General features: G+C 58.4%; 14 protein-coding genes. 9 read left to right on the top strand and 5 right to left on the bottom strand.

All coding sequences use genetic code 11. The features are described 5' to 3' along the window. Positions 1-52: 52 nt before the first annotated feature. The gene (secB, locus tag ASD52_RS25280) at positions 53-556 is read left to right on the top strand and encodes a protein-export chaperone SecB (RefSeq protein ID WP_025425308.1); all 504 of its coding nucleotides are present in this window, start codon (positions 53-55) and stop codon (positions 554-556) included. A gap of 57 nt (positions 557-613) precedes the next feature. Here secB and dnaQ read toward each other — a convergent pair whose 3' ends face one another. From dnaQ to ASD52_RS25305, 5 genes are read right to left on the bottom strand one after another with little or no spacing between them, the layout of a single operon-like run. Then, a complete protein-coding gene (gene dnaQ / locus ASD52_RS25285) occupies positions 614-1321 on the bottom strand; it encodes a DNA polymerase III subunit epsilon (RefSeq protein ID WP_025425307.1) in 708 nt (235 codons plus the stop codon). Beyond that, entirely contained in the window at positions 1314-1913 is a 600-nt protein-coding gene (gene coaE / locus ASD52_RS25290) for a dephospho-CoA kinase (protein WP_025425306.1), read from the bottom strand. The genes dnaQ and coaE overlap by 8 nt, the downstream gene beginning before the upstream one ends. After that, on the bottom strand, positions 1910-2770 hold the full coding sequence (locus ASD52_RS25295) for a shikimate dehydrogenase (protein WP_025425305.1): 861 nt from the start codon (positions 2768-2770) through the stop codon (positions 1910-1912). Before ASD52_RS25295 ends, coaE begins: the two co-directional genes overlap by 4 nt. After that, entirely contained in the window at positions 2763-3362 is a 600-nt protein-coding gene (locus ASD52_RS25300) for a Maf-like protein (RefSeq protein ID WP_025425304.1), read from the bottom strand. Before ASD52_RS25300 ends, ASD52_RS25295 begins: the two co-directional genes overlap by 8 nt. Positions 3363-3393: 31 nt before the next feature. Continuing rightward, positions 3394-4215, bottom strand: a complete 822-nt coding sequence (locus tag ASD52_RS25305) for a pyruvate, water dikinase regulatory protein (protein WP_025425303.1) — start codon at positions 4213-4215, stop codon at positions 3394-3396. Between the two features lie 406 nt (positions 4216-4621). Between ASD52_RS25305 and hemE the strand changes: the two genes are divergently transcribed. The 8 genes from hemE to ASD52_RS25345 all read left to right on the top strand — a co-directional run bounded on the left by hemE (position 4622) and on the right by ASD52_RS25345 (position 13729). Further along, positions 4622-5653, top strand: coding sequence for a uroporphyrinogen decarboxylase (hemE, locus tag ASD52_RS25310; protein WP_025425302.1), 1032 nt, complete (start codon positions 4622-4624; stop codon positions 5651-5653). Next, positions 5650-6192 (top strand): protoporphyrinogen oxidase HemJ, encoded by a 543-nt coding sequence (gene hemJ, locus ASD52_RS25315; protein ID WP_107028047.1) that lies wholly within the window; start codon positions 5650-5652, stop codon positions 6190-6192. Before hemE ends, hemJ begins: the two co-directional genes overlap by 4 nt. A 191-nt stretch (positions 6193-6383) precedes the next feature. Beyond that, positions 6384-7649, top strand: coding sequence for a transcription termination factor Rho (rho, locus tag ASD52_RS25320; RefSeq protein WP_025425300.1), 1266 nt, complete (start codon positions 6384-6386; stop codon positions 7647-7649). Positions 7650-8053: 404 nt separating this feature from the next. Next, on the top strand, positions 8054-9379 hold the full coding sequence (gene mnmE / locus ASD52_RS25325) for a tRNA uridine-5-carboxymethylaminomethyl(34) synthesis GTPase MnmE (RefSeq protein ID WP_025425299.1): 1326 nt from the start codon (positions 8054-8056) through the stop codon (positions 9377-9379). 95 nt (positions 9380-9474) lie between these two features. After that, positions 9475-11358, top strand: a complete 1884-nt coding sequence (gene mnmG, locus ASD52_RS25330) for a tRNA uridine-5-carboxymethylaminomethyl(34) synthesis enzyme MnmG (RefSeq protein WP_057225774.1) — start codon at positions 9475-9477, stop codon at positions 11356-11358. Further along, positions 11355-11996: a 16S rRNA (guanine(527)-N(7))-methyltransferase RsmG gene (rsmG, locus tag ASD52_RS25335; RefSeq protein ID WP_025425297.1), complete on the top strand. Its 642-nt coding sequence runs from the start codon at positions 11355-11357 to the stop codon at positions 11994-11996. The genes mnmG and rsmG overlap by 4 nt, the downstream gene beginning before the upstream one ends. A gap of 15 nt (positions 11997-12011) precedes the next feature. Then, a complete protein-coding gene (locus tag ASD52_RS25340; RefSeq protein ID WP_025425296.1) occupies positions 12012-12806 on the top strand; it encodes a ParA family protein in 795 nt (264 codons plus the stop codon). A gap of 35 nt (positions 12807-12841) precedes the next feature. Further along, on the top strand, positions 12842-13729 hold the full coding sequence (locus ASD52_RS25345; RefSeq protein ID WP_025425295.1) for a ParB/RepB/Spo0J family partition protein: 888 nt from the start codon (positions 12842-12844) through the stop codon (positions 13727-13729). Positions 13730-13844 lie beyond the last annotated feature (115 nt).

Consider the following 13844-nt stretch of genomic DNA (forward strand, 5'->3'; position numbering starts at 1 on the left):
CCTATGACGAAATGCTAGATGGCCTCACCGAATTGAAGTCGAGGAAACCCTTATGACGACTGATACCGCATCCAACGGCAACGGCAGCGCGCAGCAGAGCCCGTCGCTCAACATCCTCGCCCAGTATGTCAAGGATCTCTCGTTCGAGAACCCGGGCGCACCGCGTTCGCTGCAGGCCCGTGACAATGCGCCGTCGATCAACATCAACGTCAACGTCAACGCCAATCCGCTTGCCGAGAACGATTTCGATGTCGTTCTCTCGCTGAACGCGGAAGCCAAGGACGGTGAGCGCGTTCTGTTCAACGTCGAACTTTCCTACGGCGGCGTTTTCCGTGTTGCCGGCTTCCCGCAGGAACACATGCTGCCGCTGCTGTTCATCGAATGCCCGCGCCTGCTGTTCCCGTTCGCGCGCCAGATCGTTGCCGACGCGACCCGCAACGGCGGCTTCCCGCCGCTGATGATCGACCCGATCGATTTCGCTCAGATGTTCGCCCAGCGCATGGCCGAAGAAAAGGTCCGTTCTCAGGTGTCGAACACCAACGAGACCGCCAACTGATCTTGTTCGGTCTGGATCGCAATTATTAGTAAAAAGCCCGGTCGAGCCGGGCTTTTTTCATTCCTGCAGATCGTATTTGGCCCAGATTGCCTTGGGCCCCAGCTTCGCAACCAGCGCGGCATGAGCCTCCTCATCCGCTTCGGACAATCGGTTCGGCAAAGGCCTTGGGCGCTGCGCAATGACGATCGGCGCATCGTCGTGTGCGACGGTTTGTCCCGCGACCTTGTTGCTCGACACCAGACCCAAGGCGGCCTGACGACCGCCGAGCATCTCGATATAGACTTCTGCAAGAAGCTCGGAGTCGAGAAGCGCGCCGTGCTTGGCGCGATGAGAATTGTCGATGCCGTAACGACGGCAAAGCGCATCGAGCGAGTTCGGGCCCATCGGGTGCTTCCGGCGAGCAAGCGCTAGCGTATCCGTCACCCGTTCGCCGGCAATGACCGGCAACCCGATGCGACCGAATTCGGCATTAATGAAGCCCATGTCGAAGGTGGCATTGTGCGCCACCCAGCGGGCATCGCCGAAGAAGTCGAGGATCTGCTGGGCAACATCGGCAAAAGGCGGCTTGTCCTTCAGGAAATCATCGGTGATGCCGTGAATGGCAAGCGCATCCGGATGAACCTTGCGATTGCCGGGATTGACGAAGATATGCAGCGTACGGCCGGTCGGAAACTGGTTTTCCAGCTCGACGCCACCGATTTCGATCACCCTGTCCTCGCGATTGTCGAGGCCGGTCGTTTCCGTATCGAAAATGATCTCACGCATCGGGCGCTCCATTCGTGGTGAGGTCATCGACGATCGCCCTCACCTGTTGGCGTGTGTTGTCGAAGCTGTCGCTGGTATCGATGATATAGTCGGCGCGTTCACGCTTCTGACTGTCCGGCACCTGACGCGCCAGGATCATAGCAAATTTCTCTTCAGTCATGCCGGGGCGTTTCATCGCTCGCTCTCTTTGAATCTCGGGCGCGCAGCTAACCACGACCACTTTATCGACCCGCGCCTCGGCGCCCGTCTCGAACAACAACGGAATATCGAGCACGACGAAGGGCACCTCAGCCGCAGCATTCCTGTCGAGGAACTCGCGTTCTTTCTGGCGAACGAGCGGATGCACGATGTTTTCGAGTTCGCGTAGCCTTTCCGGTGTTGCCAACAACTGGCGGGACAGTTCGGCGCGATCGATCGCCCCGTCCCTGACTGTTCCCGGAAAGGCGGCTTCGACCAGTGCGACGGCTTCGCCGCGATAAAGCGCGTGCACCACTTCATCGGCGTCGTTGACCGGCACCCCGAACTCGCGGAACATCTGCGCCGTTGTCGACTTGCCCATTGCCATCGATCCGGTCAATCCGACAATCATCATGCGTGCGTCCCCATATCATCGATGACGAGTTGCCGGAGGTTAGCGTCGACCACGGGCCGGCGGCCGAACCAGAGCTCGAAACCAGGCGCAGCCTGGTGCAGCAGCATGCCAAGTCCATCGACGATGGCGTAGCCCTGCTCCTCCGCCTGGCGAAGCAAAGGCGTCTTCAACGGGACATAGACGATATCGGTGACCACCGCACCCCTGGCCATGACGGTGAAATCGATCTGCGGTGCATCCTGTCCATCCATGCCGAGAGACGTGGTGTTGATGAAGAGGCCAGCGCCGGTCATCACCTCGTTCAATGCCTCCATCGGATGCGCATGCACGGCCGACCCGAAACGGTCGGACAACTCCTGAGCCCTCGCCACCGTGCGATTGACGACATGGATGGTGCTAATGCCCCGGTCGCGCACGGCCTGGATGACGGCGCGGCTGGCGCCACCGGCACCGAGCACAACCGCGGTCGAACATTGGTCCCAGCCGGCCGCCCGTTCGTCAAGATTGGCAACGAACCCTTGGCCATCGGTGTTGGTGGCATGGACTTCGCCGGCCTCGAGCCAAAGCGTATTGGCGGCGCCGAGTTCCAGACAGAGATCGTCAGGGCGATCTGCCAACCGATGGGCGACTTCCTTGTGCGGGATGGTGACGTTGCCGCCGCAAAAACCTGATGTGCCTTGCTTCAGCTCTGCGATGAAGGCCGAGAAATCGGCTGGCTTCACCTCGTGCGCGCGGTAGCTGCCGTCTATCCCGAGCTGTTTCAGCCAATAGCCGTGGATCAATGGCGACCTGGAATGCTTGATCGGATAACCGGTGACGAAGGCGTGGTTAACAAATGTTTCACGTGAATCACGCATCGATCGTTCCCAATTCCCGAAGTTTTGCGAGCAGCGGCAGCATCGGAAGACCGAGGATGGTGAAATAGTCACCATCGATCTTGTCGAACAGCTGGATGCCCTCACCCTCCAGCTGGTAGGCGCCGACACTGGACAGGGCCTTGCTGCCGACACGCTGCAGATGGCGATCGACGAATTCCGGCGTCAGTGTGCGCACTGACATATTTGCGGACGAGACATGGCGCCAAAGGATCTCATCGCCGCGCAAGAGGACAATCGCGCTGTTCAGGCGATGGGTCTTGCCGGAGAGCGACAACAGATGCTGTCCGGCTTCGACCATGTCCTTCGGTTTGTGATAGACACGCTGGCCGAGCGACATGGTCTGGTCGGAACCGATCACCAATGCCTCGGGAAAATGCCGGGCGACATCCCTCGCCTTGGCTTCGGCCAGCCTCATCGCGACATCTTCAGGAACTGCACCTTCTTCCTCAAGTGGTTTTTCAAGCGCCCGCTCGTCGATCTCGGCGGCGCGTGCGGTAAACACCAAGCCGGCATTTTCCAGAAGCGCGCGACGGAACGGGCTTGCTGAAGCCAGAACGAGTGAAGGTGTCATCATCGAAGTTCCCGAATTGTTCGGATTCGCTCTATCGCAGCCGCGGACGCAGGGCAACAATTGCGGCGGCGGTTTCCTCGATCGAGCGGCGGGTGACGTCGATGAGCGGCCAGTTGTTGCGCGCGCAAAGCGCGCGGGCATATTTCAGCTCCTCGGCGATCGCTGCCCTATCGGTATATTGATCGCCGTGAAAGCCTTGCGTGGTGCCAAGCACCCGATGCTGACGAACTTGGGAAATGCGGTCGGCGGTCGCAATCAGGCCGACGACCAGTGGCTTGGTTGCCGCCATCAGCCGATCGGGAAGCGGCACGCCCGGGACGATCGGAATATTGGCCGTCTTTATGCCGCGGTTGGCGAGGTAGATGGATGTCGGCGTCTTCGATGTTCGGCTGATGCCGATTAACACCACATCGGCATCATCGAAATCGGCCGGCAGCTGACCATCATCATGGTCCATGGTGAAATTCAACGCATCGATCCGCGCGAAGTAATCGGCATCCATCACGTGCTGCGCGCCGGAACGGCGTCGCGACGGCGAGCCGAGATAGGACTGAAACAGTTCGATGATCGGATCGAGCACGGAGACGCACGGCACGCCCATCTCGCGACAGCGCTGATCAATGATATCAGCCAGCTCGCGATCGACGATCGTATAAAGCACGATGCCGGGGGCGCCATCGATCGCATCGAGAACCTGCAGCAACTGCCGGCGATTCCTGATCAGCGGATAGACATGCTCGAGCGCATGCGACGCCTGGAATTGCGCCGCTGCCGCCCGCCCCGCAGCGATCAAGGTCTCCCCCGTCGAATCGGAGATCAGATGCAGGTGGAAGTAGTTTTTCTTGTTCTCCACGCAATTCTCCGGGTGCTGTTGATAAACCGGGATAAAAGAGGCTACCGGCGCCGCGACGGCCGAGGCAAGGGGAAAACTGCCGACTTATTCACAATTGGTGCGACGCCGAAGAAAGCTTCGCGGGGGATGTGGACAAGACTCACAGCAATGACAAAGTGTCACGCGTTTCGACTCATTGTCCACAGCAAATCGCTTTCTCTCAAAGACGGCAATCCTCTGATTCAAATCGGATTTTTGCACTTATCCACGAAATGCATTCATGACCGCTGCTCTGCTTCCCACTCGGATTAATCCGATCGGGTGGCCGTGGATGAACTGTGGCCATCTTTTAATCCTTGATACCCACCGACTCTAAGAAATAGAAAGAGTCTAAATATCTTTGTTTATATATTAGGAGAGACCATCCGTGGCCGAGACACGAAGGAAAGTTCTGGAGGTTTTGGAGGGGAAGACGGTCAGTCCTCCTCCCGTCTGGCTCATGCGCCAGGCCGGCCGGTACCTTCCCGAATATCGAGCAACGCGTGCCGTCGCCGGAAGTTTCCTCGATCTCTGTTACACGCCTGATCTCGCTGTCGAAGTGACGCTTCAACCGATCCGTCGTTATGCTTTTGACGCAGCCATTCTTTTTTCCGACATCCTCGTCATCCCGGACGCGCTGAAGCGCAACGTTCGCTTTGAGGAAGGCCATGGTCCGAGAATGGATCCGATCGACGTTGATGGCATCGATGCTCTGAAGGCTGACGGTATCTCCAATCACCTGAAACCGGTCTTCGAAACGGTATCGCGTTTGCGTGGGGAACTTCCGGCGGAGACGACGCTGCTCGGATTTTGCGGTGCGCCCTGGACCGTTGCGACCTACATGATCGCTGGTCAGGGAACACCGGATCAGGCCCCTGCCCGGCTGTTCGCTTACCAGAACCCGGAAGCCTTCGAACGGCTTTTGACGTTCCTGGCCGATGTGTCGGCGGACTATCTGGTCGAGCAGATCGATGCCGGCGCCGATGCGGTACAGATTTTCGACTCCTGGGCTGGCGTTCTGGGCGAAGAGGAATTCGAACGATTTGCCGTCAAGCCGGTCGCGCGAATCATCGCTTCGGTGCGGACGCGACGTCCGCAGGCCAAGATCATTGCCTTTGCCAAGGGCGCAGGGCTTCTCCTGAAGCATTATCGCCAGAAGACGGGTGCCGATGCCATCGGGCTCGATTGGACCGTCCCACTGTCCTTTGCTGTCGATTTGCAGAAGGACGGACCGGTGCAGGGTAACCTTGATCCGATGCGGGTCGTTTCCGGCGGTGCCGCCCTCGAGCAGGGCATAGATCGTATTCTCGATGCGCTCGGCAACGGACCGCTCATTTTCAACCTCGGTCACGGGATTACGCCGCAGGCCGATCCGGAGAACGTCTCGGCGCTGGTGTCGCGCGTTCGCGGAGCACGCTGATGGATGAACGCCAGAGGGATCGCGGTCCAGGCAACAGGGCGCGGGTCAGAGCAATGATTGCGCTTGGCGGTTTTGCCGCGTCGCTCATCGGGCTTTTCGTCTGGCAGCCCGACAGCCTCTATCTCTGGATCAAGGCGCTACACGTGATTGCGGTGATGTCGTGGATGGCAGCGCTGCTCTACATGCCGCGCCTGTTCATCTACCACACCGACGCAGCACCCGGTTCCGAACAGTCCGAAACCTTCAAAATGATGGAACAGCGGTTGCTGACGGTCATCATGAACCCGGCGATGATGATCTCCTGGGTGCTCGGGCTTTACCTCGCCTGGAGCGTCTACGACTTCCAGGGCGGCTGGCTTCACGCCAAGCTGCTATTCGTGGTGATGCTGACCGTCGTGCACATGCGCTTCAGCCGGGCGGTTCGGGCGTTCCAGCGGGACGAAAATCGCCGCACGGCACGCTACTGGCGGTTGATGAACGAAGCCCCGACGCTGCTGATGATCCTGATCGTCATCATGGTCGTGGTGAAGCCGTTTTGAATTTTAACGATTGCTAATTGTAATAGTTCTCGCTAATTTTCGTCAGCCCCTTGCGGCGTTTCACGTGAATCGCTATTTTCTCCCATCTCCTCTTCATGGCTTGTGACAAAGACCAGAGCCTGCCCCTCCTGCCGCAGCTCCCTTCAGAAAACACGCCGTCTTTCCATTCCCAGACGAAACATGGATCCTTCATGGCTGAAATGAAGCTACAAGAACTTAAGAACAAGACGCCGACCGATCTTCTGGCCTTTGCCGAAGAGCTCGAGGTGGAAAATGCGAGCACCATGCGCAAGCAGGAGCTGATGTTCGCAATCCTCAAGATGCTCGCCTCCCAGGATATCGAAATCATCGGTGAAGGCGTCGTCGAGGTTCTGCAGGACGGATTCGGCTTTCTGCGCTCTGCCAATGCCAACTACCTTCCCGGCCCGGACGATATCTACATCTCCCCCTCCCAGATCCGCCGCTTCTCGCTGAAGACCGGCGACACGGTCGAGGGACCGATCCGCGGACCGAAGGAAGGCGAACGCTACTTCGCGCTGCTGAAAGTCAACACCATCAATTTCGACGATCCCGAAAAGATCCGTCACAAGGTTCACTTCGACAACCTGACGCCGCTCTATCCAAACGAGCGCTTCAAGATGGAACTCGATATCCCGACGTCGAAGGACCTTTCTGCTCGGGTGATCGACCTGGTCGCGCCGCTCGGCAAGGGCCAGCGCGGTCTGATCGTCGCTCCGCCGCGCACCGGTAAGACCGTTCTCCTGCAGAACATCGCCCACTCGATCACCGCAAACCATCCGGAATGTTACCTGATCGTTCTGTTGATCGACGAACGGCCGGAAGAAGTCACCGACATGCAGCGCTCCGTGAAGGGCGAAGTGGTTTCCTCTACCTTTGACGAGCCGGCGACGCGCCACGTGCAAGTCGCCGAAATGGTGATCGAAAAGGCAAAGCGCCTGGTCGAGCACGGCCGCGACGTCGTGATCCTGCTCGATTCCATCACCCGCCTCGGTCGCGCCTATAACACCGTTGTTCCTTCATCCGGCAAGGTTCTGACCGGTGGTGTCGACGCCAACGCCCTGCAGCGCCCGAAGCGCTTCTTTGGTGCCGCCCGCAACATCGAAGAAGGTGGTTCGCTGACCATCATCGCCACGGCGCTGATCGATACCGGCAGCCGCATGGACGAAGTCATCTTCGAAGAGTTCAAGGGTACCGGCAACTCGGAAATCGTGCTCGACCGCAAGGTCGCCGACAAGCGCATCTTCCCGGCGATGGACATTCTCAAGTCCGGCACGCGTAAGGAAGACCTGCTGGTTCCACGCCAGGATCTGCAGAAGATCTTCGTTCTTCGCCGGATTCTGGCCCCGATGGGTACCACCGACGCGATCGAGTTCCTCATCGACAAGCTGAAGCAGACAAAGAACAACGGCGACTTCTTCGACTCGATGAACACCTGATACGGCCGAACGCCGATATCGTGATTGAGACCGGGCAGGTGATCTTGCCCGGTCTCTTTATTTCCAGCGATCACGTTGATTAGCCGGATTCAACGATGGACCGGCTTCCTCGGCGAGCCTTTCGATTCGCTATCGCAATGATCTTGGATCCCCTCATCCGGTGTCGCCTTCTGTCAGTTCAGTGATTCACGTGAAACACATTCGGGCGATCCCGCGGCTAAGGCTTGATCTTCTCCCGACTATTCGGCATAAGCTCGCAACCGCTCGACACCTCTGTGAACGCCGGGAACGCCGACTAACGCGTTTCATTCAGCTATCAATATGAGGCCGCCTCACCCGCCGGAACTTGTTTCCGGCGCAGGCGTGCGTAGAGCAGGAACTCTCTTTGGATCTCAGGTGACACGATGCCATCGGTGGATACGATATACGCGCTTTCCAGCGGGGCGTTGCCAGCCGGCGTAGCGGTGATCAGGATAAGCGGACCAGAAACAAACGCTGTCCTGAAGTCATTGTGTGGTGCCGTCCCTGAGCCGCGTTTGGCGTCACTGAAATCGATTCGCTCTCGCAACGGTTTCATGATCGATAGCGGCCTGATCATCTACTTCCGCGGCCCGGCCTCGTTTACAGGGGAAGACTGTGCCGAGTTGCACGTGCATGGCAGCCGTGCCGTTGTTCAAATGCTGCTGCATGAGTTGTCTGGCTTTGCGGGGCTGCGCCACGCTGAGGCCGGCGAGTTTTCACGGCGAGCCTTCCATAACGGCAAGATGGATCTTGTCGAGATTGAGGGCTTGTCGGATCTGATCGCTGCGGAGACCGAGATGCAGCGTCGTCTGGCGCTGGAGCATTCCGCCGGCGGCCAGTCTAAGGTCTATGACGATTGGGCCAAGCGTCTGACCCATGCGCGCGCGATGATCGAGGCGGAGCTCGATTTCGCCGATGAGGAGGACGTGCCGGGCTCGGTCAGTGACCGGATCTGGAAAGATATGGAATTGCTGCGTCGCGAGATCGACGCGCACATTGCCCAGGCGCCGATTGGCGAAATCATCCGGGATGGCCTGAAGATCGTCATTGCCGGCGAACCCAACGCCGGCAAGTCCAGCCTGCTCAATGCCTTGGCAAAACGTGATATCGCGATCGTGACAGAGATAGCCGGAACGACGCGCGATGTGCTTTCCGTCGACCTTTCATTAGCCGGATTCTCCGTCAAGTTGTTCGATACTGCCGGGCTGCGCGAGACCGACGAGACGGTGGAGCGTGAAGGTATTCGCCGCGCTCGCGATGTAATTGCAAACGCCGACCTTGTGCTGCTTCTTTCCGAAAACACAGAAGGTTTTAACACCCTTGACGACCTCGCTCTTACGGCTGTGCCGGTCTTGCGGGTCGCAACCAAGATCGACCGAGCCGGCAGCGATACCATTCCGGGCGCCGAGGTTTCGATTTCGACCACAACGGGTGCGGGGATGGACCAGCTCTTGAACGTCATATCGGGCTATCTACCTGATTTGTCTGGGGTTACCGCCCTCTCTATCCCCTCCAGACGCAGGCATGTTGACGCCTTGCGCCAAGCCAGCATTGCGCTTGCGGAAAGTTTGCGCCTGAACCAAGACGGCCTGGATATACGCGCTGAGCTGCTTCGTGTCGCAGGGGATGCAATCGGACGCATCACCGGGCGTGTGGATGTTGAAAACCTGTTGGATGTGATATTTTCCGAATTCTGTATCGGTAAATGATGTTCGACTAAAACAATACAACGCTAGCGAGTCATGCGAAGTGTTTCACGTGAAACGATTCGAATCCGGAACGCGTTTGATCGGAGATGATAAAAATGGTCCATTTTGACGTTATCGTCATTGGTGGAGGTCATGCCGGCTGCGAGGCTGCGGCGGCGGCCGCGCGCCTCGGTGCACGCACCGCTCTGATTACCCATAAGGCGTCGACCATTGGCGTGATGTCGTGCAACCCGGCGATTGGGGGTCTAGGCAAAGGCCACCTCGTGCGTGAGATCGATGCGCTTGATGGCTTGATGGGTCGCATCGCCGATGCGGCTGGAATTCAGTTTCGCCTGCTCAATCGGCGCAAGGGGCCGGCTGTTCGTGGCCCACGTACCCAAGCCGACCGGCGACTCTATCGCGAAGCCATGCAGCGAGAGATTGACGCCATTGAAAACCTGACCGTGATCGAAGGTGATGCTTTCGACCTTCTTGAACAGGACAGCAAGATTGCCGGCGTGGTGATGAAGGATGGCAGATCCTTTGCTGCGGCGGCGGTGGTGCTGACGACCGGGACCTTTCTAAAGGGACTGATCCATATCGGCGACCAGAAGATACCGGCGGGTCGTATTGGCGAAGAGCCGTCGCTTGGCCTCTCCGCCACCTTGGCGCGCTACGGCCTTCGTTTGGGACGGTTGAAGACGGGGACGCCAGCACGCCTGGACGGCAAGACTATTGATTGGGATCGCGTCGGACGCCAGGGGCCTGACGAAGATCCGGTGCCCTTCTCCTTCATGACCGATCGGATCGTCAACCGACAGATCGACTGCGGTGTGACCCGAACCACCGAAGCCACGCATAAGATCATTGCCGACAATATCGGCAAGTCGGCGATGTATTCCGGTCAGATCGAAGGTGTCGGTCCGCGCTACTGCCCCTCGATCGAGGATAAGATCGTTCGCTTTGGCGAACGGGACGGTCACCAGATCTTCCTTGAACCGGAAGGCCTGGACGATGATACCGTCTATCCCAACGGCATTTCGACATCCTTGCCGGCAGACGTTCAAGACGCGTTTATTCGCACAATCCCCGGCCTTGAGAGTGTCGTGATCCTCCAGCCGGGTTACGCGATCGAATACGATCACGTCGATCCGCGTGAGCTTGATGCGACGCTGGCGGTGCGCAAGATGCCGGGCTTGTTCCTCGCCGGCCAGATCAATGGCACCACGGGCTATGAAGAGGCCGGGGCACAAGGCCTGGTCGCCGGCTTGAATGCTGCCAAGGCAGCGACGGGGCGCGAAGCCGTCATCTTCAGCCGCACCGATTCCTATATCGGCGTGATGGTCGACGACCTGACCTCTCGGGGTATTACCGAACCCTATCGCATGTTCACGTCACGCGCCGAATACCGATTGTCCCTGCGTGCCGACAATGCAGACGTGCGCCTGACACCGAAGGCAATCGAAATCGGTTGCGTGTCTGAAGCGCGGCAGGCGCGCTTTGTCGAATGGAAGGCGCAGTTTGACAGCGGTCGGGCATTGCTCAAGCAATTGTCGGTGACGCCGGCAGAAGGCAACCGTCATGGACTCAAACTGAACCAGGATGGCCAGCGGCGAACGGCGTTCGAAATCCTATCCTATCCTGACCAGAGTGTTGGTGCCTTGCTGATCCTGTGGCCCGAGTTGAAAGACATTCCGTCCGCGGTGGTGGAGGCACTCGAAATCGATGCTGCCTATGCCGTCTATATGGACCGCCAGGCATCGGACATTGCTGGCATCCGCCGCGAAGAGGATTTAGCGATTCCAAGCGATTTTGACTTTTCGGCATTAGCTGGTCTATCGAATGAGCTGAAGCAGAAGTTGACGCTGCAGGCGCCGCGGAATCTGGCCCAGGCGCTGAAGGTCGATGGGATGACCCCGGCCGCCGCCTCGTTGATCTTGGCTTGGTTGAAACGAATGAGTCGTTCCGCGGAACGGGAAGAAAAGGTAAGTGCGCAATGAAAACGAGTCCCTTCGCTGGCTTGAACGGACTGCGTGTTTCACGTGAAACGAAGGAACGACTAGAGCACTTCGCAGCGCTGTTTCAGAAATGGGCGAAGTTCATCAATCTGATTGCTCCGTCGACGCTCGACGACCTGTGGCGGCGGCATATCGTCGATAGTCTACAATTGGCGCAACTTGCGCCGGGTCCGAAGACCTGGGTCGATCTCGGTAGCGGTGGTGGATTTCCCGGAGTGATTACCGCCATCTACCTCCAGGAATTTTCCGACGGCTGGGTACATTTGATCGAGAGCAACAACAAGAAAGCCGCTTTCCTGCGCGTGGCGTTGACGGAGACCGGTGCGCGCGGATCCGTTCATCCGATTCGAATCGAAGATGCCAGCTCTGTCGCACCAAAATGCGATGCGATTTCCGCCCGTGCGCTGGCGGATCTGAGCCTACTGCTCGATTATTCATCGCCTTGGCTGACGGCCGAAGGTGGCAAAACGGTCGCCTACTTCCACAAAGGGCGGGATTACCAGCGTGAGATCGACAAAGCCGTTGGCCGCTATGCGTTTGATCTGGTAAAACACCCAAGCATCGTTGAGCCAGATTCTGTTGTGCTCGAGATCGCAAATCTTTCGCGAAGAACTCAGTGATTGGCGAGCAGAAACATGTTTGGCGCAAAAAATCGGATCATCACGATAGCGAACCAGAAGGGGGGCGTCGGCAAAACGACGACGGCGATCAATCTGGCAACGGCATTGGCCGCCATCGGCGAAAAGGTTCTGATCGTTGATCTGGACCCGCAGGGCAATGCCAGCACCGGCCTCGGCATTCAGCGCCGCGATCGCCATCTCTCCTCCTATGAATTGATGGTTGGATCGCACTCGATTGGTGAGATCGTCCAGCAGACAGTTGTGCCGAATCTGGCTATCGTGCCCTCGACGATGGATCTGCTCGGCGTCGAAATGGAAATCTCCAGGGAGGTCGATCGCGCCTTTCGTCTTCGCAAGGCCTTGGAGAGCCCCGAGGCATTGGAGTATTCATACGTTCTCGTCGACTGCCCGCCATCGTTCAATCTGCTGACGATGAACGCTATGGCTGCCGCACATTCGGTACTGGTGCCGCTTCAGTGCGAATTCTTCGCGCTGGAGGGTTTGAGCCAGTTGCTGGAGACGGTTGACCAAGTGCGCCAAACGGTCAACCCGAACCTGGACATCCAGGGTATCGTGTTGACGATGTTCGATTCTCGCAACAATCTGGCACAGCAGGTGGTGAGCGATGTCCGCACCCATCTTGGGGATAAGGTCTACCACACGCTCATTCCGCGGAATGTGCGTGTATCGGAAGCACCGTCCTATGGTAAGCCGGCCATCCTTTACGATCTGAAATGCGCAGGCAGCCAAGCCTACCTTCAACTCGCATCGGAAGTAATCCAGCGCGAGCGGCAGCGCAAAGCCGCATAATTGTTTCGGTACCGGAATTTAAATCGGGTGACACTATGAACGACGACAGCTCGAAGAGAAGGCTTGGCCGGGGACTGGCTGCATTGATCGGCGAGATGGATCAGCCGATACAGGCCGGCGCCTCCCCTGCTCCGGTTAACCCCGATCGGAAAGTGCCGATCGAGTTCGTATCGCGCAACCCGCGAAACCCGCGTCGACAGTTCGACGAAGGTGAACTGCAGGACCTCGCCAGTTCCATTCGGCAGCACGGCATCGTCCAGCCGGTCGTCGCTCGCACGATCGGCACTGACCGTTACGAGATCATCGCCGGGGAACGCCGCTGGCGTGCAGCGCAGCTCGCCGGCTTTACCGAAATTCCGGTTATCATCCGCGACGTTGACGATCGCACGGCGCTCGAAATCGCGATCGTCGAGAACGTGCAGCGGTCCGACCTTAACCCGCTCGACGAAGCGCTTGGCTACGAGCAGCTGATTGCCGAACACGGCTACACCCAGAACGATCTCGGCGAGATCATCGGCAAGAGCCGCAGCCATGTCGCCAACAGCCTGCGGCTTTTGAAGCTGCCCGAGCCGGTGCGGGACATGTTGTCAGAAGGAAGCCTGTCGGCAGGCCATGCGCGCGCGCTGATCCCGACGTCGGATCCGGCAACGCTCGCCCGCAACATCGTCGCAAAGGGTCTCTCCGTTCGCGACGCTGAGCGGCTGGCGCAGAACGATATTCGCGCCCAGAACGATCCCCACTACGCCAAGGCCGCACGTCGTGACGAGAAGGACGCCGATACGTTGGCGCTGGAGCGGACACTGTCCGACAGTCTCGGGCTTGAAGTCACCGTCAGTCACAAGGCTTCAGGCGGGCACCTCAGGATTTCCTACAAGACGCTTGATCAGCTTGAAGAGATCTGCCGCCTGCTCGAGCGCCGCTAGAGTGTTTTCGATTTAAACCGAACTACAGAAACGCTCTATCTCTTTGTTTTTACGCATTTCCTGACGGAAAACCGCTTCGCACCTTTCCTGGAAAGGCTTTAAGCGCGCTTCCAAT

Source organism: Ensifer sp. Root142, assembly GCF_001426785.1.
Taxonomy (GTDB): domain Bacteria; phylum Pseudomonadota; class Alphaproteobacteria; order Rhizobiales; family Rhizobiaceae; genus Ensifer; species Ensifer canadensis.